The sequence below is a fragment of the Amycolatopsis sp. WAC 04169 genome (assembly GCF_003947535.1).
GTDB lineage: Bacteria > Actinomycetota > Actinomycetes > Mycobacteriales > Pseudonocardiaceae > Amycolatopsis > Amycolatopsis keratiniphila.
On the sequence record NZ_QHJI01000004.1, the window covers coordinates 294010 to 313456 of the forward strand.

Consider the following 19447-nt stretch of genomic DNA (forward strand, 5'->3'; position numbering starts at 1 on the left):
CCGACGGATATCCGCTCGCCCGATTCGCCCCGGCCCGCCGGACGGGAAAGTCGAGGGAGAACGAAACACCCCCTCACCGCAAAGGAAATCCGATGAACGCCAAGCTCCCCCGCACTCGTCTCGTCCTGGGTATGACGGCCGGCCTCGCGACCGTCGCGCTGGCCACCGGCGTGGGCGCGGCGCAGGCACAGCAGGACCGCAAGCCGCAGCAGCCCGCCGCCGCGCAGGCCGTCGTGCAGACCAGCGTGCTCGGCGTCGACGCCGCCACCCGTGCCGCGCAGGCCGCGCTGGACGCCGCCGAGAAGGAGGGCCAGCGGGTCACCGTCGCCGTGATCGACCGGTCGGGAGACGTCCGCGTCCTGCTCAAGGGCGACGGCGCCGGGCCGCAGACCGAAGAGTCCGCCAAGCGGAAGGCCTTCACCGCGGTCTCCTTCGGGCAGCCGACCTCCGCGCTGGCCAAGAACGCCCAGGGCGACGGTCCGACCATCCGCGACATCCCGGGCACGCTCTTCCTCGGCGGCGGTGTGCCGGTCGCCGCGAACGGCGGCCCGATCGCCGGGATCGGCGTCGGTGGCGCGCCCAGCGGCGACCTCGACGAGAAGTTCGCCGCGGCCGGGCTGCGCGCCATCGGGGAACTTCGCTGATGATCGGTGAGCGGGCGATCGTGGCTCTGCTCGCCGCCCTCGTGCTCGGTGCCTGCTCCCTGCAGGCACCGAGCGCACCACCCCCGACGGCACCGGGCACCCCGACCACGCCACCCGCTTCGTCCCAGCCGCCCCGACAAGGAGTCCCCGTGAGCCAACTCTTCGAAGCCGACCCGAACCGGGTCCGGCAGGCCGTCGAAGCCGGCGCCGACCTGGAGACCCGTGACGATCGCGGCCGGACCCCGTTGCTCGTCGCCGTCACCGAAGACCGGCTCGAAGTGGCCGAGATCCTCGTCAAGGCGGGCGCCGACCCGAACGCGCTCGACGGTCGGCACGACACACCGTGGCTGGTCACCGGGGTCACCGGCAGTGTCCCGATGGCGAAGCTGCTGCTCCAGGCCAAGCCGGACCTGACCATCACCAACCGGTACGGCGGCGTCTCGCTGATCCCCGCCTCCGAACGCGGGCACGCCGAGTACGTGCGGCTGGTGGCCGGCAGCGGGATCGACGTCGACCACGTGAACGACCTCGGCTGGACCGCGCTGCTGGAGGCGGTCGTCCTCGGCGACGGCGGGCCGCGCCACCAGGAAGTGGTCCGCGCCCTCGTCGCCGCGGGCGCCGACGTGAACCTCGCCGACAAGCAGGGCGTCACTCCGCTCGCCCACGCCCGGGCCAAGGGACAGACGGCCGTCGCCCGGATCCTCGGCGAAGCCGGGGCGCGCTGACTCCGGCGGGACGGTTCACGACGGTGCTGATCAAGGTCCTGACCTAGTGGTTATTTTCTGTTATGCCAATTGACACAAGCCTCCACGGCTGGCTACGGTTCAGCCGTGGAGCAGGCACGAGGACGGGGCAGGCCGCGCAAGGACCCGGCGGCACTGGCCCGATGGACGCCTCCTGAAGGGTGGTCACGGCTGGTCGCGTGGATCTCCCCTGAGGAAAAGAGGGCGCTGAAGCACGTGGCCGTCGAAGCCGACGTTTCCGTGGCGGAGCTGATACGGGCGCTCGCCGGCGGGCTGACCGCCGGTGTCATCACTCCTGAGGAACTCATCGGGCACGTCGTGAAAGGCAAGAAGGTCATGGAGAAGATCCCCACGCTTTTCGAGCGAGACGAGCGCTTCCACGTCGTCGACAGGCCTCGCGCCGAGTGCGCCTGGGTATTCGACGGCGCGGGGGTGGGAACCGAGAAACTCGACGGCACCAACGTCCGGCTGACCGTGCGCTCGGGGCAGCTGGTCCGGGTCGAGCGGCGCCGCAACCCGAGCAAGGCGCAGAAACAGCAGGGCATTGTGGACGGCTGGTACGTCGACACCGACAGCGAATCCGCCGACGACAAGTGGATCCTCGCGGCGGCCGGGAACACCGACGTGTCCGAGTGGCCGGACGGGGAGCATCCGAGCGAAGCGCTCGGCCCTCGTATCCAGGGCAATCCCCTCGGGCTGGAAGAGCACCGGTGCGTCCCGTTCGATCTCCAGGCGCCGTCGTTGCCCGAAGTACCGCGCAGCTACCACGAACTGCGGGACTTCCTCGAAACGCTGGACAGCCGGTTCTCGCCAGGGCACGTGGCGGAGGGCGTCGTCTTCCACCATCCGGACGGCCGCCGGGCCAAGATCAAGCGCAAGGACTTCCCCCGCGCGGTGACGGCCTAGGCCGTGTCCTGTAAGTCTGTTCGATGGGCTTCGTGATCCAGGTGGTTCCTGGCGGTGCGGGCGGGTCGGCCTCGTACCGGGTCGTACTCGGCCGAGCCCGCCCGTGCCGTCAGGGACCGCCTGGGCGCGAAGACCGCGAACATGACTTGCAGGACACGGCCTAGCCCGCCGGCGCCGGAGGTGACCTCACATCCGGCGCCGGTGTCTCGTCGTACCCGGGACACCACACGCGACCAGGGGGCGGAACCCATGAACGAACCAACGCTCGACCCGGGACTCAAGGCGATCGTGAGTGAGCGGCGTCAGCTGATCGGGCTCGCGTATCGCCTGATCGGTTCCCTTTCCGAGGCCGAGGACGTGGTGCAGGAGACCTACACCCGTTGGTACGCCTTGTCCCCCGCGCAGCGGGAAGCGATCGAGTCCCCGGGAGCCTGGCTGACGACGGTCGCCAGCCGGATATGCCTGGACCTCCTGGGGTCGGCACGCGCGCGGAGGGAACGCTATGTCGGCGAGTGGCTTCCCGAGCCGCTGCCGGGACACGTCGAGTGGGCGACCGGGCGGCCGTCCGCCGTCGACCCGGCCGATCGGATCACTCTCGACGAGTCGATCAACATGGCGTTCCTCGTCGTGCTCGAGTCGCTGACCCCGGCCGAGCGGGTCGCGTTCGTCCTGCACGACGTGTTCCGTTACGCCTTCGCCGAGGTCGCGGAGATCGTCGGCCGCAGCCCGGCCGCCTGCCGTCAGCTGGCGTCCTCGGCACGCCGCCGTATCCGTGCGACGCGCGTCGCGCCCGCCCCGGTCGCCACCCAGGCCGATCTCGTCAGGGAATTCAAGAAAGCTTGGGAAGCCAAGGACATCCAAGCGCTCATCGGTCTCCTCGATCCCGATGTGAAGGCGGCCAGCGACGGCGGTGGCGTCGTCAGGGCGGCACTGCATCCGTTCGAAGGGAGCGACGAGGTCGCCTCCTATCTCATCACGTTGGCGCAGTGGACGTCCGGACTCGATCTGGTGGAGCGGGACGTCAACGGCCTGCCCGGCCTCGTGCTCGAACAGGCAGGACAGACCGTCGCCGTCTTCGCGTTCCACGTCTCCGGAGACCGCATCCAGCACATCTGGGGGGTGCGGAATCCGGAGAAGCTCCGTTCCTGGTCCGGAGCCTGACCGCTACGCCGCGAGGGCGCCGAGTTGCCGTAGCTGGGTGAGCACGTCCACCACACCCCAGATCTCGGCGACCCGCCCTCCGGCGAAGCGGAGGATGAAGATCTCGTTGTAGGAAACGGTCTTCCCGGTGGCGGGCAGTCCTCGGTACTCGCCTTGGTGGGTGCCGGTGACGACGTTCCGGCAGACGATCCTGTCCCCGTCGGCGAGCACGTCCTCGGCCGTGACCCGCACGTCGGGGAACGCGCGAAGCAGCACTGTCCACACCTGTTTCAGTGCCTGCGCTCCGGTCGTCTCCATCGGGACCGGCGCGTGGAACACCACGTCCGGCGCGACGACCTCGTCGATCGTCTTCTCGATGAGGGCCAAGTCGCCGGTGTTGGTCGCCTCGTGGAAGCGGCTGAACGCCGCCCGGTTGCGTGCCGTCTCGGTGACGGTCATGCGAACTGCCCCACCTGGTAGTCGCCGCCGGGGTTCTGGACGATGGCGTTCACCCGGTTGAAGGCGTTGATCAGCGAGATCACCCCCACCAGCGCGGCGAGCTGGTCCTCGTCGAAATGCTTGGCGGCGTTCGCCCACGCCTCATCGGTGACTCCGCCGCCGTCGGCCATGCGGCAGGCCTGCTCGGTCACCTCCAGCGCGGCGCGTTCGGCCTCGCTGAAGACGGACGCCTCACGCCAGACGGCGACCAGGTTGATCCGCACGTCCGTTTCGCCCGCGGCGGCGGCTTCCTTGGTGTGGATGTCCAGGCATACCGCGCAGCCGTTGATCTGGCTCGCGCGCATCCGGACCAGCTCCTGGATCGTGAGCGACAGGGGCGAGTCGGCCAGCCCCCTTCCCGCCGAGATCAGGGGCCTCATGAATTTTCCGCCGACCGGGTTGGCGAAGTAGTCGAGCCGGGCGTTCATCGCGTTCTCCTTGCGGTAGTGGATGTTTCTGCCCTACCGACGACGCGGCCGCGCGAAATGTGAGGCCGGGGATCTTCGCCGAGGTCACCGGGGTCCTCAGAACGCGACCAGGATCTTGCCGTCGACCTGTCCACCGGCGAGCGGTTCGAGGCCTCGGCCGACCAAGTCGTCCAACTCGATCACGGAGTGGAGCATCAGCGGGCCGAGCGTGCCTTCGGACAGGATCTCCAGTGCCGGCCCCAGGTCCTCGTCGCAGACGTGAGCCACGGTCGAATCGACGGTGATTTCGCGCAGGGTGAGCGCGAACAGGTCCACGGCGGGCTTTTCCTTGGGCAGGCCGACGGCCAGCACGCGGCCGCCGGTGGCCACCATCCTCAGCGCGGTCTCGAACTGCCCGGGCGCGCCACTCGCCTCGATCACCACGTCGGCGCCCCGGCCCGCGGTGCTCTCCAAGACCGCGTCGACGACGTCCTCGCGCGCGGAGAGCGTGCGATTCGCGCCCAGCTTCAAAGCGCGTTCGAGTTTGGTTCCGGGGAGGTCGATCACGGTGACGTCGGCTCGGCGGAGATGCCCGAGACCGGCCAGGACGAAGGTGCCGATCGCGCCGGCGCCGATGACCACGACCGAGTCGCCGTCACGGACCCCCGCGCGGCGGGCGGCGTGCAGGCCGACCGCCAGCGGTTGCGCCATTCCCGCCGCGTCGAGCGGGAGCCCGTCGGGAATCGGCCTCACCGTCTTGACGGGTGCCGCGACGTACTCGGCGAGGCCGCCCGGCGCGTTCAGGCCGAGGGTGTAGTAGGCGCGGCAGATGTTGGTACGGCCCAGCGCGCAGCGATCGCACTGTCCACACCAGACTCCGGCGCCCGCCGCGACGAGCGTGCCCGCGGGCAGTCCGGCACGGCCGTCGACGACCTCGCCGACGAACTCGTGGCCGGGGATCATCGGCCCGACGTGGCCGCTGGCCGGATGCCGCCGGTGCAGTGGCACCAGCACCGGCCCGGCGGCCCACTCGGTCGCGTCGGTGCCGCAGATCCCGCTGCGCCGGACGGCGACGAGCACCTCGCCCGCGCGGGGTTCCGGGATCGGGACCCGCTCGATCCGGAGGTCGCGGGTTCCGTGGTACACGGCGGCTTTCATGGTCGTGCTCATGTGCCGGCCTCGACTTCGAGCCGGTCGGCGACGGGTTCTTGGGCGCCGGTTCGCGGCAGCAGCAACGTCGCCAGCGCGGCCAGTGCGAAGAAACCGGCGCACACGAGCAGCCCGCCGCTGAACCCGACGACGCCCGCGAGCCCGGCCAGACCGAAGGGCGCGAAGGCGGAGATGCCGCGGCCCACGTTGAAGCAGAATCCCGCGCCGGTCGCGCGAGCCCGCGTGGGGAACAGTTCGCCGAGATAGGAGCCGAAGATGCCGAAGAAGGCGGTGAACGCACCGAACAGCGGGCCGAGCCACAACAGACTCGCCTGATGGGTGGTGAAGGCGTAGACGGGCAGCGTGAGCGCGACACCGAGCAGGGTCAGGATGATCGTCCGCCGGCGGCCGACCCGATCGGCGAGCATGCCGAAACCGTTGTATCCCAAGAACATTCCCAGGTTCAGGATCGTCACGAACAAGGCGACGTCGCCCGCGGGGAGGCCGCGTTCGGCGGTGAGATAGGTCGGCAACCAGGTCGTCGCGCCCCAGTAACCGGTGAGCGCCAGCGCGGCCATCAGGGTGCCCAGCAAGGTGGTCCGGCGCAGCGATCCGCTCAGCACATCCCGCACGGTGACCGCGTGGTCGGTGCGCTGCACCTTGTGCGCGACCCAGTCGGCCGACTCGCGGAAGAAGACCAGCACCACGAGCACGGGCATGACCACCGCGGTTCCGGCGACGAGGAACATCAGCCGCCAGTCGGGCAGGAACTGCCCGGACACCACCGCGGCGAGCGCTCCTCCGGCGGGGAAGGCACTGATCACGAACGCGGCGGCGCGCCCCCGATGCCGCGAAGGCCAGGTCTCGACCACGTAGGCCGACACGACGCTCCACACCGCGCCGAGCCCGATCCCGGCGAGGAACCGCAGGATCAGGAACACGGCGAAGTTCGGCACGACCGCCAAGGCCGCGGTGAACACCCCGAAGACGACCAGCGACGCGATCAGCGCCTTCTTGCGGCCGAAGTTGTCCGCCACATAACCGCCCGCGACGCTGCTGACCCCGATGCCCAGCAACGTCGCGGTCGCGAGGAGACCCGCTTGGGTCGCGGACAGGCCCATGTCGTGCCGGATCGCCGGAAGCGACAACGACAGCAGGACGATCTCCAGCGCGTCGAACAGATACGCGAGGAAACACCCGCCCAACACGATCCATCGGGTACTTCGCATCTTGCACCTCCACAGTGAGGTTTTCCGGGCAGGGGGAACCGGACGGCCACCGCGAAGGGGCCGCCGGACGGGGAAAACGAGGGGTCAGGCCGGCTCGGCGACGAGGACGAGATCGAAGGTCAGGCTCGCCCATTCGCCTTCGGGCCGGGAGCCGTCGGGGGCGGTGCCGCCGTGGTGCTTCCCGCTCTCCACGACGAGACCTTCCTTGACGCCGAACACGGCGTCGCTGTCCAGGTACGGGTCGCCGTCGAGGAAGATATGCGTGATCAGCGTCCGATGCCCCGGCGCGGTGACCTTGAAATGCAGATGCGCGGGCCGCATGGGCCCCCGGCCCGCCGCCTTCAGCAGATCGCCGACGGGACCGTCGTGCGGGATCGGGTAGGGCGCGGGCAGGACCGACCAGAACCGGTACTCCCCGCCCGGCCCCGTGCGCAGCCAGCCGCGCCCGGCCGTGCGGTCGTCGGTGTACTGGACGTCGTAGAAACCGTCCTCGTCGGCTTCCCACACGTCCACCCGCGCACCCGGGATCGGGGTGCCGTCGGTGTCGCGGACATGTCCCGACACATGGCACGGCGTCCCGGCCGCGCCGCGCGCGATGTCGCCGCCGAGCGGGATCTCCGGTGAGTCGTCGACGAAGAAGGGGCCGAACACCGTCGCTTCGGTCGCCCCGGGCACCTTCGGCTCGTTGATGGCGACGGTCAGCATGGACAGGCCGAGAACGTCGGACAGCAGGATGAACTCCTGGCGGCGGTCGTCGGTGATATGCCCGGCGCGGGTGAGGAACCCGATGGCCGCCTCCCATTCCTGTTCACTCAGGCGGACGTCCCTGGCGAAGGCGTGCAGGTGCCGGACGAGGCTCCGCATGACCTGCCGCAGCCGTGGATCGGTAGTCCCGTCGAAACTGGCCAGCACCTCGTCGGTCACGGCCTGTTCGCGGTCCGAAGCGGGGCTCATGGGATCTCCTTCGCGGGATCGGTTCCGGCCCAGGCGGCACGCAGCAGAGCACCAAGGGCATCGGCGGTGACCGGACGCGGATTGTCGGCGGGAGCGAGCGCGAGGATGTCTTCGAGCACGACATCGGCGTAGTCCTCACGCAAGCCGAGTTCCCGCAAACCGGCAGGCACACCGAGCTTTTCGCCGAGCCGCCGCAGCCCCTCGACGGGGTCGGCGGACCCGAGCGCGGAAGCGATACGGGACTCTGCTTCGGGAGCGGCGGCCGCGTTGAATGCCAGGACGTACGGGAGCACGATCGCGTGGGTCTGAGCGTGCGGGAGGTCGAAGGCGCCGCCCAGGACATGGCAGATCTTGTGGTGCAGCCCCGATCCCGCCACGGCGAAGGCCGAGCCGGCGAGATACGCGCCGAGCAGCAGCTCGGTACGCGCGTCGAGGTCACCGGCGTCGGCGGCGACAGCGGGCAGTCCGGCGGTGAGATGCCGGATCCCGTCTTCGGCCACGGCGCTCGACACCGGATTCCGCCGGGGCGCCCAGAACGCTTCGACACAGTGCGCCATCGCGTTCAGTCCACTCGCGACGGACAGGTCCACGGGCAGCGTCAGGGTGAGCTCGGGATCGTAGACGACCGTCCGCGGCAGCACCCGCGAGTCGGTGCCGGTGCGTTTGCGGTTCTCCTCGGTCAGCCCCCACACCGGGGTGACCTCGGAACCGGCATACGTGGTGGGCACGGCGACGATCGGCAGCCCGGTGGTGAGCGCGACGGCCTTGGCGGTTCCGGTCGTGGACCCGCCACCCACGCACAGCACGAGATCCGTTCCCACCGCCATGGCGCGAGCGCTTTCGGCGACCTCGACCGGGACGTGCGGACGGACTCCCGAGAACGTGGCCGCGATCCGGTCCGCGAACGGGGCGCACAGTTCGCGCGCCAGATCCGTCTCCGAATCCGCCGCGACGAGCAGGATCCGCGTCGCCCCGAACGCGTCGACCTCGTTCAGCAGCCCGGTCCGCGCGACGCCGGGCCCGAACACCACCCGTCCGGGCAACGCGTCGTAGGTGAAGGCGGTCATCGGGCGGGCTCCGGCAGGACGGTGGGCTGATACGCCAGCAGCAACCAGCGCTCGTCCTCACGAACCCACACGGCCAGAGACCGGTTCGCGAGGGTCTTGCGGGTCCCGCCCGCGGTGATGTCGGCGTGCATCTCCCCCACCACGGCCGCGGTGTCCCCGGCCACCGTGATCCGGTCCACGGGATGGTCGATGCGGTGGTAGACGTAGAAACCCGAACGCAGTTTGTCCAAATAGGACTCAAGAGTGTCGGTGACCGCGTTCGAATGGGTGTACGCGAGGTCGGGATGGGCGTGCGCGGCGAAGGCGGCGAAATCGCCCGCGATCACCGCCTCGTACCGCGCGTCTTCGAGAGAGCGGATGGTCGATTCGACGTCGCCGCTGGTCATGAGAGTGCTTCCTCCTTGGTCACCGGCCGGTTGCGCAGCCGCAGGGCCGCGAGCACCTGGGCCATGTCCTCTTCGCCGTGCCCCGTCGCCGTCGCCTCGTCCAGCACGGCGTACGCGGCTTCCGCCCCCGGCAGGTCGAGTCCGGCGGCGAGTTCGAGAGCGAGGCCGAGATCCTTGCGGATCAACGAGATCGGGGCCGCGACACCGGCGGACGCCGGGGTCAGGAACGCCGCCTCCTTGTAGCCGACATAAGGCGCGCCCGCCGCGCTCGCGCGCAAAACGTCGTAGAACACCTTGAGGTCCAGCTCGCCCGCTTCGGCGATGAGCAGACCCTCGGCGACGCCCTGGCTGAGGGTGGCGAGCACGGCGTTGACCGCCAGTTTCGCCGCGGACCCCGACCCGGCGGGACCGGTGTGGAACTGTGCCGACGTCATCGCCGCGAGGATCGGGCGGACCCGATCGAACTGCTCCGCGGTGGCGCCGACCATGGTGGTGATCGTGGCCGCCTCGGCCATCGACACGCTCCCGGACACCGGCGCGTCGATCACGTCCACCGGCCCGATGCGGGCCAGTTCCTTCACGAGCGCGGGTCCGACTGTGCCCATGACCACGTGCAGGTGATTTCGCCCGGCGCCGGCCAGCCCGGTCAGGACCAGTTCCCGCGTCGCCGCGCCGTCCGGCAGCATGCTGATGGACAGTTCCGCCTCGGCGAGCCCGGCCGCCGAGCCGGCCACCGTGACACCCTCCGGGACCCGGCCGAGCCCCGGATCATGGGCTAGGACCGTATGTCCCGCTTGTACGAGCCGGCGGGCCATCGGCAGCCCCATCCGGCCGAGGCCGGCGAATCCGATCAGCACGGCATCTCCTCTTCGTCGCCCTTGCCTTGCTCAAGTGTTCACTAATATTGAACACTTGAGCGCGGTCGTCAAGTAGCAGCGGACGAGAAACGCTCAGCCGCGTTCGCCCTTCACCGGCGGGACACCCAGCAGAGCCAAGGCCTCGACGGCGTTCGACGGCCGCGCCGGATTCTCGCCGGAGAGGCCTCCGACCTGGGATTCCACCCACTCGCGAGTGTGGTCGAGATCCCGCCTGCCGGACACGAACCACACGCCGCGCGCGGGTTCGGTGCCGTGATTGAGGTACATATGCGGACGGGTGGAGTCGAAACACAGCGAGTCGCCCGGCGCGAGCAGATGCCGGTCGAAGTCGAGCAGCAGGGTCAGCTCGCCCGAGAACAGGTAGGCGTACTCGGTTCCGCTGTGACGCATCAGTTTCCGGTCGACCGAACTGGCGGCACCGGGCTCGTAGGTGACCAGAAGGGCGTCGACGTCGGTCTGGCCGCCGATGGCCAGCCGCTCCCACCGGACACCGTTCGCCATCTCGAGCACCGGGTTGTCCGCGGCCCGCTGGACGACCCCGGAAGACGTCGGCGCGACCGGGAGCTCCCGGGCGGCGGGCGCGCCGATGCCGAGCAGTTCGTCGAGCGAGATGCCGAGGTGGCTGACCAGCGCGTACAGCGTGCTCACCGAAGGCTGCGACCGGCCGGTCTCGACCTGCGAGAGCAGGCTCGCGGAGATCCCGGCCGCGGTCGCCACCTTGCGCAGGCTCAGCTTGCGTTCTTCCCGCGCCTGCCGCAGCGCGGGCCCGATCCTGTCCTCCACCGCGAGCCCCCTTGCACCTCAGTTCGACGGCACTGGACAGTACCGCCGGGTTCGAGCCTCCGCACCGGTCAGGGTGACCTGCGGCGCGTCTCACTTGACAGTACCGTTCAGTAGCATTAAACACTGCGACGCAACCCGCTCACGATCCGGAGGCACCGATGCCCACTACCGAACCGACGATCGAGGCCGTGCTGGCCGGGCGCCCCGTCTCACGCGAAGACGTGCGAGCGTGGGAGACGAAGCGGATGGGCAAGGCCGCCGCGAAGATCGGCCTCCCGGCGCCGACGGGTGAACTTTCCCTGATGCGGACGGCTTTCGCCGACGCGAAACTCGACCTAGGCCCCGGCGAGATCCGCCGCCGCCTCGACCGGGACATCCGCCGGGCGGACGCCGTCGCGCGGACCGCCACCCGCCTTTCCCGCGGCCGCCGCGTCACCAGCACCTGCGACCTCTTCGTGCGCGGGGCAGGCACCGCCGCCGAATTCCTCGCCTGGTTCGACGACACCGGCCGGGACGACTACGCCCGCAGCATGATCGCCGCCAACCCGGACCACTTCCTGATCGACACCGCGTCCGACGGGCGGCAGGAGGTCGTCGAGACGACCGGCGGCAGCCCGCTCGCGACCCGATTCCTGGTCGACTACACCGACACCGCGGAGATCGTCACCCACCGGGACGCGGCGTTCCCGCTCGAAGCGTCGGGCGTCGCCCGGTCCGGGTCGGGGCTGGCCATCGGCGGGGTCCGGCACGAGTTCCGCGACCACGCCGACGGCTTCCACGCCCACCTCTGCGTCGAGTTCCCGCGGCTCACTATGCCCACGATGGTCAGCCGGCACCGGATGCACCTCGCCTGCGAGTTCTCGAACTGGATCACGCTGGCGTTCGTGCGCTGATCGCGCCGTCCCGCTCGGCCACGCGCTCGACCTTGCCGACCAGGAAGACGTAGGACAGGATCCCGGCGACCGTGATCACGGTCATGTAGGCGAAACCGGGCGCGAAACTGTCGTCGGTGACGATCAGGCCGATGACGATCGGCGTGGCGATCGACGACAGGTTCCCGATGAAGTTGAACATCCCGCCGGTCAGCCCGAGCAGCCGCCGCGGCGCCAGCGCGGACACCAGCGACCAGGTGATCGACGCGAGCCCGTTGCCGAAGAAGGCGATGGACAGGATCACGATGACCATCGCGGTCGAGTCGGTGAACCCGGCCGTGACCATCACGGTGCTCAGCAGCAGCCCGGCGATGATCGGGCCCTTCCGCGCCACCCCGAGCGAAGCGCCGCGCCGCACCAGGAAGTCCGACAGGACACCGGAAACCAGCACGCCGACCAAAGCCGCGATGAACGGGAGCGACGCCAGGAAGCCGGACTTGATGTAGTCCATTTCCCGGTATTCGACGAGATACGTCGGGAACCAGGTGAGGAAGAACCAGAGCGTGGAGGTCAGGCAGAACTGTCCGAAGTAGATTCCCCACAGCTTCCGGCTGCCCAGCACGGTCGCCAGATCCGCACGCGTGATCCGCGCACGCTCCGGCCGCTCGCGCGGCAGGTCCACGAGGCCGCCACCGGAACTGATCAGCTCCACCTCGGCCTCGTTGGCCCGCGAGTCACGCGGTTCGCGGTACTTCGCGTACCAGAGCACGGCCCAGAGGATGCCGACCAGACCGGTGGCGATGAACACCCAGTGCCACGAAAGCACGGTCTGCAACCAGGACAGCACGGGCGTCAGCAGGGCGAGACCGATGAACTGGCCCGAGGTGTAGAAGCCGATCGCCGTGGCGCGTTCGCGTTCCGGGAACCAGACGGTCGCGATCTTGCTGTTGATCGGATAGGCGGGCGCCTCGAAGACGCCGACCATCAGCCGCAACGCGATCAGCGCCACGAACCCGCCGATGATCCCCATGAAGAACGTGGCGAGCGACCACAGGATCAGGCAGGCCGGATAGAGCAGCCGCGGCGGGATCTTGTCGACGAGCCAGCCGCCGGGCAGTTGCAGCGCGGCGTAGGTCCAGCCGAAGGCCGACAGGAGGATGCCCTGTTCCGCTTTGGACAGATCGAGTTCGCCGGCGATCGCGGGCATCGCGATCGACAGGTTCGACCGGTCGAGGTAGTTGATGACGACGGTGATGAACAGCATCACCGCGATGAGCACCCGGAACCTGGTGGGACGCACGGCAGTGGTCATCGCGCTCACCATTCCGCGAAGGAGCCGTCGGCGTGCCGCCACACCGGATTCCGCCAGCGATGGCCCTCGGCCGCCCGCTCGGCGACGTACTCCTCGTTGATCTCGATGCCCAGCCCCGGCCCGCGGGGGATGACGACCTGTCCTCCGTCGTAGGCGAACACCGACGGATCCGCCAGATAGTCGAGGAGATCGTTGCTCGTGTTGTAGTGGATGCCGAGGCTCTGCTCCTGGATCGTCGCGTTGTAGCAGCCCGCGTCGATCTGCAGGCAGGCCGCCAGCGCGATCGGGCCGAGCGGGCAGTGCAGCGCCAGGCCGACGTCGTACGCCTCGGCCATGTGCGCGATCTTGCGTGCCTCGGTGATGCCGCCGCAGTGCGACGGGTCCGGCTGGATGATGTCGACGGCGCCCGAGGCCAGCACGGTCTTGAAATCCCACCGCGAGAACAGCCGCTCGCCGAGCGCGATCGGGATCGGCGAGTTGCGGAGGACGTCGGCGAATCCGTCGACGTGCTCGGAGAGCACCGGTTCCTCGACGAACATCAGCCGGTACGGCTCCAGTTCGCGCAGCAGGACCTTGGCCATCGGCTTGTGCACGCGGCCGTGGAAGTCCACCCCGATACCGATGTTCGGACCCACGGCCTGGCGCACCGCGTCCACATTGGCCACACAGCGGTCGACCTTGTCCCAGGTGTCCAGATAGGACAGTTCCTCGGTCCCGTTCATCTTCACCGCGCTGAAACCGCGGTCCACCACCTCGCGGGCGGCGCGGGCGGTCTCGGCGGGACGGTCGCCGCCGATCCACGAGTACACCTTGATCGCCTCGCGCACCCGGCCGCCGAGCAGTTCGTGCACCGGGACACCGAGCGCCTTGCCCTTGATGTCCCACAGGGCCTGGTCGATCCCGGCCAGCGCGCTCATGTGGAGACCGCCGCCCCGGTAGAAACCGCCGCGGTACAGCACGGTCCACAGATCCTCGATCTGCGAGGGGTCTTTGCCGATCAGGTAGTCGGAGAGCTCCTCGACGGTCGCGGCCACCGAAGCGGCCCGCCCCTCCAGGACCGGTTCGCCCCAGCCGGTGACGCCCTCGTCCGTTTCGATCTTCAGGAACGACCAGCGCGGCGGCACCTGATATGTCGTCATTGACACGATCTTCATGGTTCTTTTTCCTATTCCTGGTGCCAGATCTCGGAAAGTGCGCGGGCACGGACGCCGACCGCGTCGGCGGTGTCACCCGGCTGGTAGAGGCAGGAACCCAGCCCCGCCCCGGCCGCCCCGGCGGCGGCCCAGGCCGCCAGGTTCGTTTCGTCGACCCCGCCGACCGGCAGCAGTCCGGCTTCGCGCGGCAGCACGGCGCGCCACGCCTTCATGCCCCCGATCCCGACCGCGTCGGCGGGGAACAGCTTGAGATTCCGGGCGCCCGCGGCCAGCGCGGTGAACGCCTCGGTCGGTGTGGCGACACCGGGGTACGGCGTCATCCCCCCGGCCACGGCGGCGGAGATCACCGCGGGATCGGTGTTGGGCGCCACGATCAGCCGCGCCCCGGCCGCCTTCGCCCGGCCGACGTCTTCGGTGGTGAGCACGGTGCCCGCGCCGATCTCGCACCGGTCTCCGAACGCGTCGGCGAGCAGGCGGACGCTCGCGAACGGTTCCGGCGAGTTCAGTGGCACCTCGATGGCGGGGAATCCGGCGTCGACGAGCGCCCGGCCGACGCCGACGACCTCGGCCGGGGTCACCCCGCGCAGGATCGCGATCAATCCGGTCACGGTTTCAGTGTCCTTTCGAGACGGTCTTCGAGCAGTCCGGCGGCCGTCGCGATCCGCCACAGCCCTCGGGCGGTGACCTCTTCGGACAGCACGGTGGCCTCCACTCCCCTGCTGGCAAGGGCAGCAGCGTAGCGACGGCAGAGTTCGTCCGCGCCGCACAGCACCACGCGGGTGTCGTTGTCACGCAACAGATGCGAGACCTCGTCGGCGATCAGGACACCGGAGAGGTAGTCATGCAGCGATGCCGGTTCCAGGACGCCGTCGAGCACGAGCGGACGGCCACCGAACGCCTCCGTGGCGAGCCCGCGCGAACGCCGTCCCGCGGCCAGCCCCCGGGAGAAGGCCTCGTCGTCGGCGGCCGGATCGGCGGCCGTGCGGGCGAGGATGCCGTGTGTGATCAGCAATCCGTACAGTTCGCCGGTCATCGCGGTGGTGAAACCGGTGACGATCCCGTCCTCGACACGGACCCATTTGCTGTGCGTGCCGGGGAGTACCACGGTGAGCGGTCCGCCGGAGCCACCGAGCGTTTCGAGCACGCCGACCAACTGTGTTTCCTCACCGCGGATCACGTCGCCGGGATGCGCACCGGACGGGACCCGCAGCCCGGGTACGAGATGGAGCACGCCGTCGCGGTGGGGCACGGGGACGAGCGACGGGAAGTCGAGCCTCGCCGGGACGGTGCGGTAGCCGGAGTCGGCCCAGCCCTGCGCGCTGCCCACCATGCCGGCGGCGAGAGCGGGCAGCCCGGGGAACTCCGTGAGCCAGTCTCCGCAGGTCTTCCGGAAGGCGGACTCGTAGGCGGCCTCCCTGGCTCGCGGGTCGTCGAGGTCCACGTCCTCGGTCGTGGTCAGCAGTCCACGCCCGGCGCTGCGGGCGGCCAGGATCCCGCCGTCCGCGCCGAGCAGCCAGGCACGCTGACCGGAGGTTCCCCAGTCGAGCGCGATCAAGGCGGGTTCGGTGTCGGTCACGAGCGACATCGTGCGGGCGCGTTCCCGATAATGCGATCGCCGTCCCTATATGTAGGATTTCGGCATGTCCGACACGGCACCGCCCGGCACCCAGACGCTCGCCCGCGGCCTCGCGCTGATCCGCGCGGTCGCCGGCGGCGCCACCGACCTCCGCGGCCTGGTGGACCACACCGGGCTGGGCCGCAGCACCGCGCACCGGCTGGTCCAGCTGCTGGTCAGCGAGGGGTACCTGCGCAGCGGACGGGACGGCTACGCGCTCGGGCCCACCTTGATCGAGCTGGGTTTCCAGGCGCTGCACGGCAGTCCGCTGCCGGTGGTCGCCCGGCCGGTGCTGGAGGAGCTGGCGGAGCAGTTGCGCGACACGGTGCACCTGGCCGTCCGCGACGGGGATTCGGTGCTGTACCTGGACAAACTGCCGGGCTCACGGGGCGCGGAGATGCGCTCCCGGATCGGGCACCGGATGCCGTTGACCCGCACCGGTGTCGGTATGGCGCTGCTGCTGGATTCCGCGCCGGAATGGCGGGACCTGTACCTGGCCGAGACGCCCGTGGAACCCGGCAGGGTGCGCCCGGAGGACGTCGACGCGTTCCTGGCGCGTATGCGCGAGTACGCGGAGTCCGGGGTGGCGATGGATCTGGAGGACAACGAACCGGGAATCCGCTGTGTCGCGGCGCCGATCCGGGACGCCACCGGTGCGATCGCCGGGGCCATCAGCGTTTCGGCGACCCGGCCGTACATGCCCGCCGCCCGGATGCGCGGCCTGAACCGCGTCGTCGGCCGCGCGGCCCGGCAGGTCTCGGCCGGCCTCGGCCACCGCGAGCACTGAACCGTCGGCGCGTCAGATCCCCAACGCGCCTACGAGCAAGGCACTGACGGCGTCACGGTTGGCGGGGAGGTCCTCCCAGCGCAACCTCCGTCCCGCTTCGACCACCACCCCGAAACCGGCGTGCACGAGCACCCTCGCCTGCCGCTGGCCGAGCTCCGGCCGCGCCGACCGCAAATGCTGTTCCCAGACGGCGATGTGCTCACGCTGCGCGCCGACCAAAGGACGCTGCAGAGCCGCTGGCAGGCCCGCGAGTTCGGCGTTGGCGACGCTGGTGAGCGCGGTGTGCTCGAAGCTGTAGGCCACGTAGGTCCGCGCCAGCGCGAGCAACGCGTCGCTCGGGCCTTCGACGCCGCGAAGGTTCCGTTCCACCGCCTGGGCCAGGATTCCCGCGGCCTGCAGGCAGGCGGCGGCGAGAATGTCGGCCTTGCCGGGGAAATACCGGTAGAGCGCGGACGGCACCAGCCCGACGGCTTCGGCGATCCGGCCGTTCGTGACGTTGGCGAATCCGTCCCGTTCGAACAGCGGGATGGCCGCCGCGAGGATCTCCGAACGCCGGGTGCGCGGCTCCGTGCCGGACGGCAACTCGACGGCGTGCGTGCCAGGGACGCCCGTCGTCGGATCGGTCGCGGCCACGCGCAGGGCGGACTCGACCAGCACCTCTTCGACCCGGCGCTGGGCGATCGAGGTGCGGTGCATCGTGATCGACCCGATCACGCCGAGGGCGGCCACCGCCCGCAAACCCTCGTCGGGGAGCGGGTACTCCCGCCGCACCGCCTCGGCCACCCGGTCCACGACCTGCCCGAACTTCAGCGCGAGCGACTGCCGGTCCGCACGTTCGAGGTACCGGGATTCCCAGCGGTACAGGCCACTCGACGCGCGATGGACGACCGTCCCCTGCGTGACGGCGGCGAGCACGTCCGCCAGCGGGGCGCCGGGCGCCACCTCGTCGAGCGTGGCGACGAGCCGGTCGGCCATGACGTTCGCGCACGCGGCGAACAAGGCGTACTTGTTCGGGAAATGCCGGTACAGAGCCGCCGCGGTGATGCCCACGTCGGCGGCGATCTCCTCCATCGACGCCGCGTGGTAGCCGTGCTCGCTGAAGATCCGCCCGGCCGCGTCGACGATCTGCTGCTTGCGGTTGCGCGGCCGGGTGGCCGCGCGCGGGGACAGGACCATGCGGGAAGTCAACCACGAACCGGATCACCACCAGGGGGAACGGAGGGCACGGTCGGCGTCGCGATGTGATTTTCGATTAACTTATCGCTTCTCAACCGGCCACTTGGCAGGCATACTGGCCTCGCGACCAGTCCCGCTCCGACACTGAGGATGGCCATGTCGACCGCTTCGGCTCCCGCCTCGTCCTTCCGGCACCACTGGCTGGCGCACGCGGCCACGCACGCGATGATGCGACCGGACAAGCCCGCGCTGCGGTACCTCGGCGAGACGACCACCTGGGCGGACCTGTCGCGACGGTCGTTGAGCCTGGCCGCCGGCCTCGCCGCCCGCGGTGTCACCGAAGGCGATCGCGTGGCGACGCTGACCTTGAACCATCCATGGTTCGTGGAGAGCGTGTTCGCGGCGAACAGCCTGGGCGCCATGGCGGTCCCGCTCAGTTTCCGGCTCGCGCCGGCGGAGCTCGACCACATCCTGGCCGACTGCACGCCGTCCGCCGTCGTCGTCGACGCGCGGTTGCTCCCCCTGCTCGACGCCGCGCCGAACGCCGCTTCGATCTCGACGGTGCTCGTCATCGGCGAGCCGGACGACGCCGAAGGCCGCACGGAGTACGAGGAATTCCTGACCGCGCACGAACCGCTGGAACTGCCCGACGTCAGCGAGGAATCGACGGCGCTGATCATGTACACCTCGGGCACCACCGGCACACCGAAAGGGGTGATGCTGTCCCATCGAAACCTGCAGATGCAGGCGCTCACCTGCATCCGGGCGATGAAGATCTTCGACGACACCGACGTCGCCTTCCTGACCGCTCCCTTCTTCCATATCGCCGGCCTGGGATCGATCGTGGCGAACTTCCTGGTCGGCGGGGTGGTCGTGATCCACCCGCTGGGCGCCTTCGATCCGCGCGCGGTGCTCGACGCCTACGAGCGCGAGGGCGCCACCGTGGTGTTCAACGTCCCCCAGCAGTGGGATCTGATCTGCGCCCAGCCGGACATCGCCGAACGGGAGCTGAAACTGCGGATCATCAGCTGGGGCGCGGCTCCCGCGTCGAAGGCGACGCTGCTCGCCATGGCCGAGAAGTTCCCCGGCGCCCTGAACGTGGCCGTGTTCGGCCAGACCGAGACGTCTCCGATCACCTGCGTGCTCAGCGGCGAGGACTCGATGCGCAAACTCGGCTCGGTCGGCAAACCGATCCCGACCCTCCAATACCGCGTCGTGGACGACGAAATGAACGACGTCGCGCCGGGCGAAGTGGGCGAGATCGTCTATCGCGGGCCCATGGTGACCAAGGGCTACTGGCGGAAACCGCGGGAGACCGCGGAAGCCTTCGCCGGCGGCTGGTTCCATTCCGGCGATCTGGTCTCGCAGGACGAAGACGGTTTCATCTGGGTGGTCGACCGCAAAAAGGACATGATCATCAGCGGCGGCGAGAACATCTACTGCGCCGAACTGGAAAACGCGATTTCCGCGCATCCGTCGGTGCGGGAGGTCGCCGTGATCGGACGGCCCGACGAGCGCTGGGGGCAGGTGCCGGTCGCCTTCATCGCCGCGACGGATACCGAACCGTCCTTGGCCGAACTCGTCGAATTCCTCGACGGCAGGCTCGCGTCGTTCAAATTGCCCAAGGATCTCGTGGTGCTTCCCGAACTCCCGCGCAACGCGGGCGGGAAAGTGGTCAAAGGTGCGCTTCGCGACCTGGACGGAAAAACGATCGAATCACTCATCGGAACCTACCAAGGAAGTTAGG

At 69.7% G+C, this 19447-nt stretch carries 21 protein-coding genes; 7 read left to right on the forward strand and 14 right to left on the reverse strand.

Annotated features, from left to right (window positions below; genetic code table 11):
- The first annotated feature begins 92 nt into the window (after positions 1 to 92).
- The 4 genes from DMC61_RS10660 (at position 93) to sigJ (ending at position 3454) form a co-directional block, all read left to right on the forward strand.
- Positions 93 to 644, forward strand: coding sequence for a heme-binding protein (locus tag DMC61_RS10660; protein WP_125688845.1), 552 nt, complete (start codon positions 93 to 95; stop codon positions 642 to 644).
- 149 nt (positions 645 to 793) lie between these two features.
- Positions 794 to 1369, forward strand: coding sequence for an ankyrin repeat domain-containing protein (locus tag DMC61_RS10665; protein ID WP_125688847.1), 576 nt, complete (start codon positions 794 to 796; stop codon positions 1367 to 1369).
- A gap of 105 nt (positions 1370 to 1474) precedes the next feature.
- Positions 1475 to 2293, forward strand: coding sequence for an RNA ligase family protein (locus tag DMC61_RS10670; RefSeq protein WP_233594758.1), 819 nt, complete (start codon positions 1475 to 1477; stop codon positions 2291 to 2293).
- Positions 2294 to 2542: 249 nt separating this feature from the next.
- Positions 2543 to 3454, forward strand: a complete 912-nt coding sequence (gene sigJ, locus DMC61_RS10675; protein WP_125688849.1) for an RNA polymerase sigma factor SigJ — start codon at positions 2543 to 2545, stop codon at positions 3452 to 3454.
- 3 nt (positions 3455 to 3457) lie between these two features.
- Here sigJ and DMC61_RS10680 read toward each other — a convergent pair whose 3' ends face one another.
- The 9 genes from DMC61_RS10680 to DMC61_RS10720 form a co-directional block, all read right to left on the reverse strand.
- The gene (locus tag DMC61_RS10680) at positions 3458 to 3892 is read right to left on the reverse strand and encodes an ester cyclase (RefSeq protein WP_063271171.1); all 435 of its coding nucleotides are present in this window, start codon (positions 3890 to 3892) and stop codon (positions 3458 to 3460) included.
- A complete protein-coding gene (locus DMC61_RS10685; RefSeq protein WP_016333355.1) occupies positions 3889 to 4359 on the reverse strand; it encodes a carboxymuconolactone decarboxylase family protein in 471 nt (156 codons plus the stop codon). The genes DMC61_RS10680 and DMC61_RS10685 overlap by 4 nt, the downstream gene beginning before the upstream one ends.
- A gap of 96 nt (positions 4360 to 4455) precedes the next feature.
- Entirely contained in the window at positions 4456 to 5508 is a 1053-nt protein-coding gene (locus DMC61_RS10690) for a zinc-binding dehydrogenase (protein ID WP_233594759.1), read from the reverse strand.
- A complete protein-coding gene (locus DMC61_RS10695; protein ID WP_125688851.1) occupies positions 5505 to 6716 on the reverse strand; it encodes an MFS transporter in 1212 nt (403 codons plus the stop codon). Before DMC61_RS10695 ends, DMC61_RS10690 begins: the two co-directional genes overlap by 4 nt.
- A gap of 84 nt (positions 6717 to 6800) precedes the next feature.
- Complete coding sequence (locus DMC61_RS10700) at positions 6801 to 7670, reverse strand: intradiol ring-cleavage dioxygenase (protein WP_125688853.1); 870 nt, start codon at positions 7668 to 7670, stop codon at positions 6801 to 6803.
- Positions 7667 to 8737 carry a maleylacetate reductase gene (locus tag DMC61_RS10705; RefSeq protein ID WP_125688855.1) on the reverse strand — a complete coding sequence of 357 codons (1071 nt, stop codon included), beginning with the start codon at positions 8735 to 8737 and terminating at the stop codon, positions 7667 to 7669. Before DMC61_RS10705 ends, DMC61_RS10700 begins: the two co-directional genes overlap by 4 nt.
- On the reverse strand, positions 8734 to 9123 hold the full coding sequence (locus DMC61_RS10710) for a nuclear transport factor 2 family protein (protein ID WP_125688857.1): 390 nt from the start codon (positions 9121 to 9123) through the stop codon (positions 8734 to 8736). Before DMC61_RS10710 ends, DMC61_RS10705 begins: the two co-directional genes overlap by 4 nt.
- On the reverse strand, positions 9120 to 9980 hold the full coding sequence (locus DMC61_RS10715; RefSeq protein WP_125688859.1) for an NAD(P)-dependent oxidoreductase: 861 nt from the start codon (positions 9978 to 9980) through the stop codon (positions 9120 to 9122). The genes DMC61_RS10710 and DMC61_RS10715 overlap by 4 nt, the downstream gene beginning before the upstream one ends.
- 93 nt (positions 9981 to 10073) lie before the next feature.
- On the reverse strand, positions 10074 to 10784 hold the full coding sequence (locus DMC61_RS10720; protein ID WP_125688861.1) for a helix-turn-helix domain-containing protein: 711 nt from the start codon (positions 10782 to 10784) through the stop codon (positions 10074 to 10076).
- A gap of 158 nt (positions 10785 to 10942) precedes the next feature.
- Between DMC61_RS10720 and DMC61_RS10725 the strand changes: the two genes are divergently transcribed.
- On the forward strand, positions 10943 to 11677 hold the full coding sequence (locus DMC61_RS10725; RefSeq protein ID WP_125688863.1) for a hypothetical protein: 735 nt from the start codon (positions 10943 to 10945) through the stop codon (positions 11675 to 11677).
- Here DMC61_RS10725 and DMC61_RS10730 read toward each other — a convergent pair.
- The 4 genes from DMC61_RS10730 to DMC61_RS10745 are packed head-to-tail and all read right to left on the reverse strand — an operon-like array spanning position 11655 to position 15707.
- Entirely contained in the window at positions 11655 to 12968 is a 1314-nt protein-coding gene (locus DMC61_RS10730; RefSeq protein ID WP_233594760.1) for an MFS transporter, read from the reverse strand. The genes DMC61_RS10725 and DMC61_RS10730 overlap by 23 nt on opposite strands.
- 5 nt (positions 12969 to 12973) lie before the next feature.
- The gene (dgoD, locus tag DMC61_RS10735; protein WP_125688867.1) at positions 12974 to 14122 is read right to left on the reverse strand and encodes a galactonate dehydratase; all 1149 of its coding nucleotides are present in this window, start codon (positions 14120 to 14122) and stop codon (positions 12974 to 12976) included.
- A gap of 11 nt (positions 14123 to 14133) precedes the next feature.
- Positions 14134 to 14730, reverse strand: coding sequence for a 2-dehydro-3-deoxy-6-phosphogalactonate aldolase (locus tag DMC61_RS10740; protein WP_125688869.1), 597 nt, complete (start codon positions 14728 to 14730; stop codon positions 14134 to 14136).
- Positions 14727 to 15707 carry a 2-dehydro-3-deoxygalactonokinase gene (locus tag DMC61_RS10745; RefSeq protein ID WP_125688871.1) on the reverse strand — a complete coding sequence of 327 codons (981 nt, stop codon included), beginning with the start codon at positions 15705 to 15707 and terminating at the stop codon, positions 14727 to 14729. Before DMC61_RS10745 ends, DMC61_RS10740 begins: the two co-directional genes overlap by 4 nt.
- Before the next feature lie 55 nt (positions 15708 to 15762).
- Between DMC61_RS10745 and DMC61_RS10750 the strand changes: the two genes are divergently transcribed.
- Positions 15763 to 16524 (forward strand): IclR family transcriptional regulator, encoded by a 762-nt coding sequence (locus DMC61_RS10750; protein ID WP_125688873.1) that lies wholly within the window; start codon positions 15763 to 15765, stop codon positions 16522 to 16524.
- Positions 16525 to 16536: 12 nt separating this feature from the next.
- Here the strand turns inward: DMC61_RS10750 and DMC61_RS10755 are convergent, their stop codons facing one another.
- Positions 16537 to 17700 (reverse strand): TetR/AcrR family transcriptional regulator, encoded by a 1164-nt coding sequence (locus DMC61_RS10755; RefSeq protein ID WP_125688875.1) that lies wholly within the window; start codon positions 17698 to 17700, stop codon positions 16537 to 16539.
- A gap of 156 nt (positions 17701 to 17856) precedes the next feature.
- Here DMC61_RS10755 and DMC61_RS10760 point away from each other — a divergent pair, with 156 nt between their 5' ends.
- Positions 17857 to 19446 carry a long-chain-fatty-acid--CoA ligase gene (locus DMC61_RS10760; protein ID WP_125688877.1) on the forward strand — a complete coding sequence of 530 codons (1590 nt, stop codon included), beginning with the start codon at positions 17857 to 17859 and terminating at the stop codon, positions 19444 to 19446.
- Position 19447: the final 1 nt, after the last annotated feature.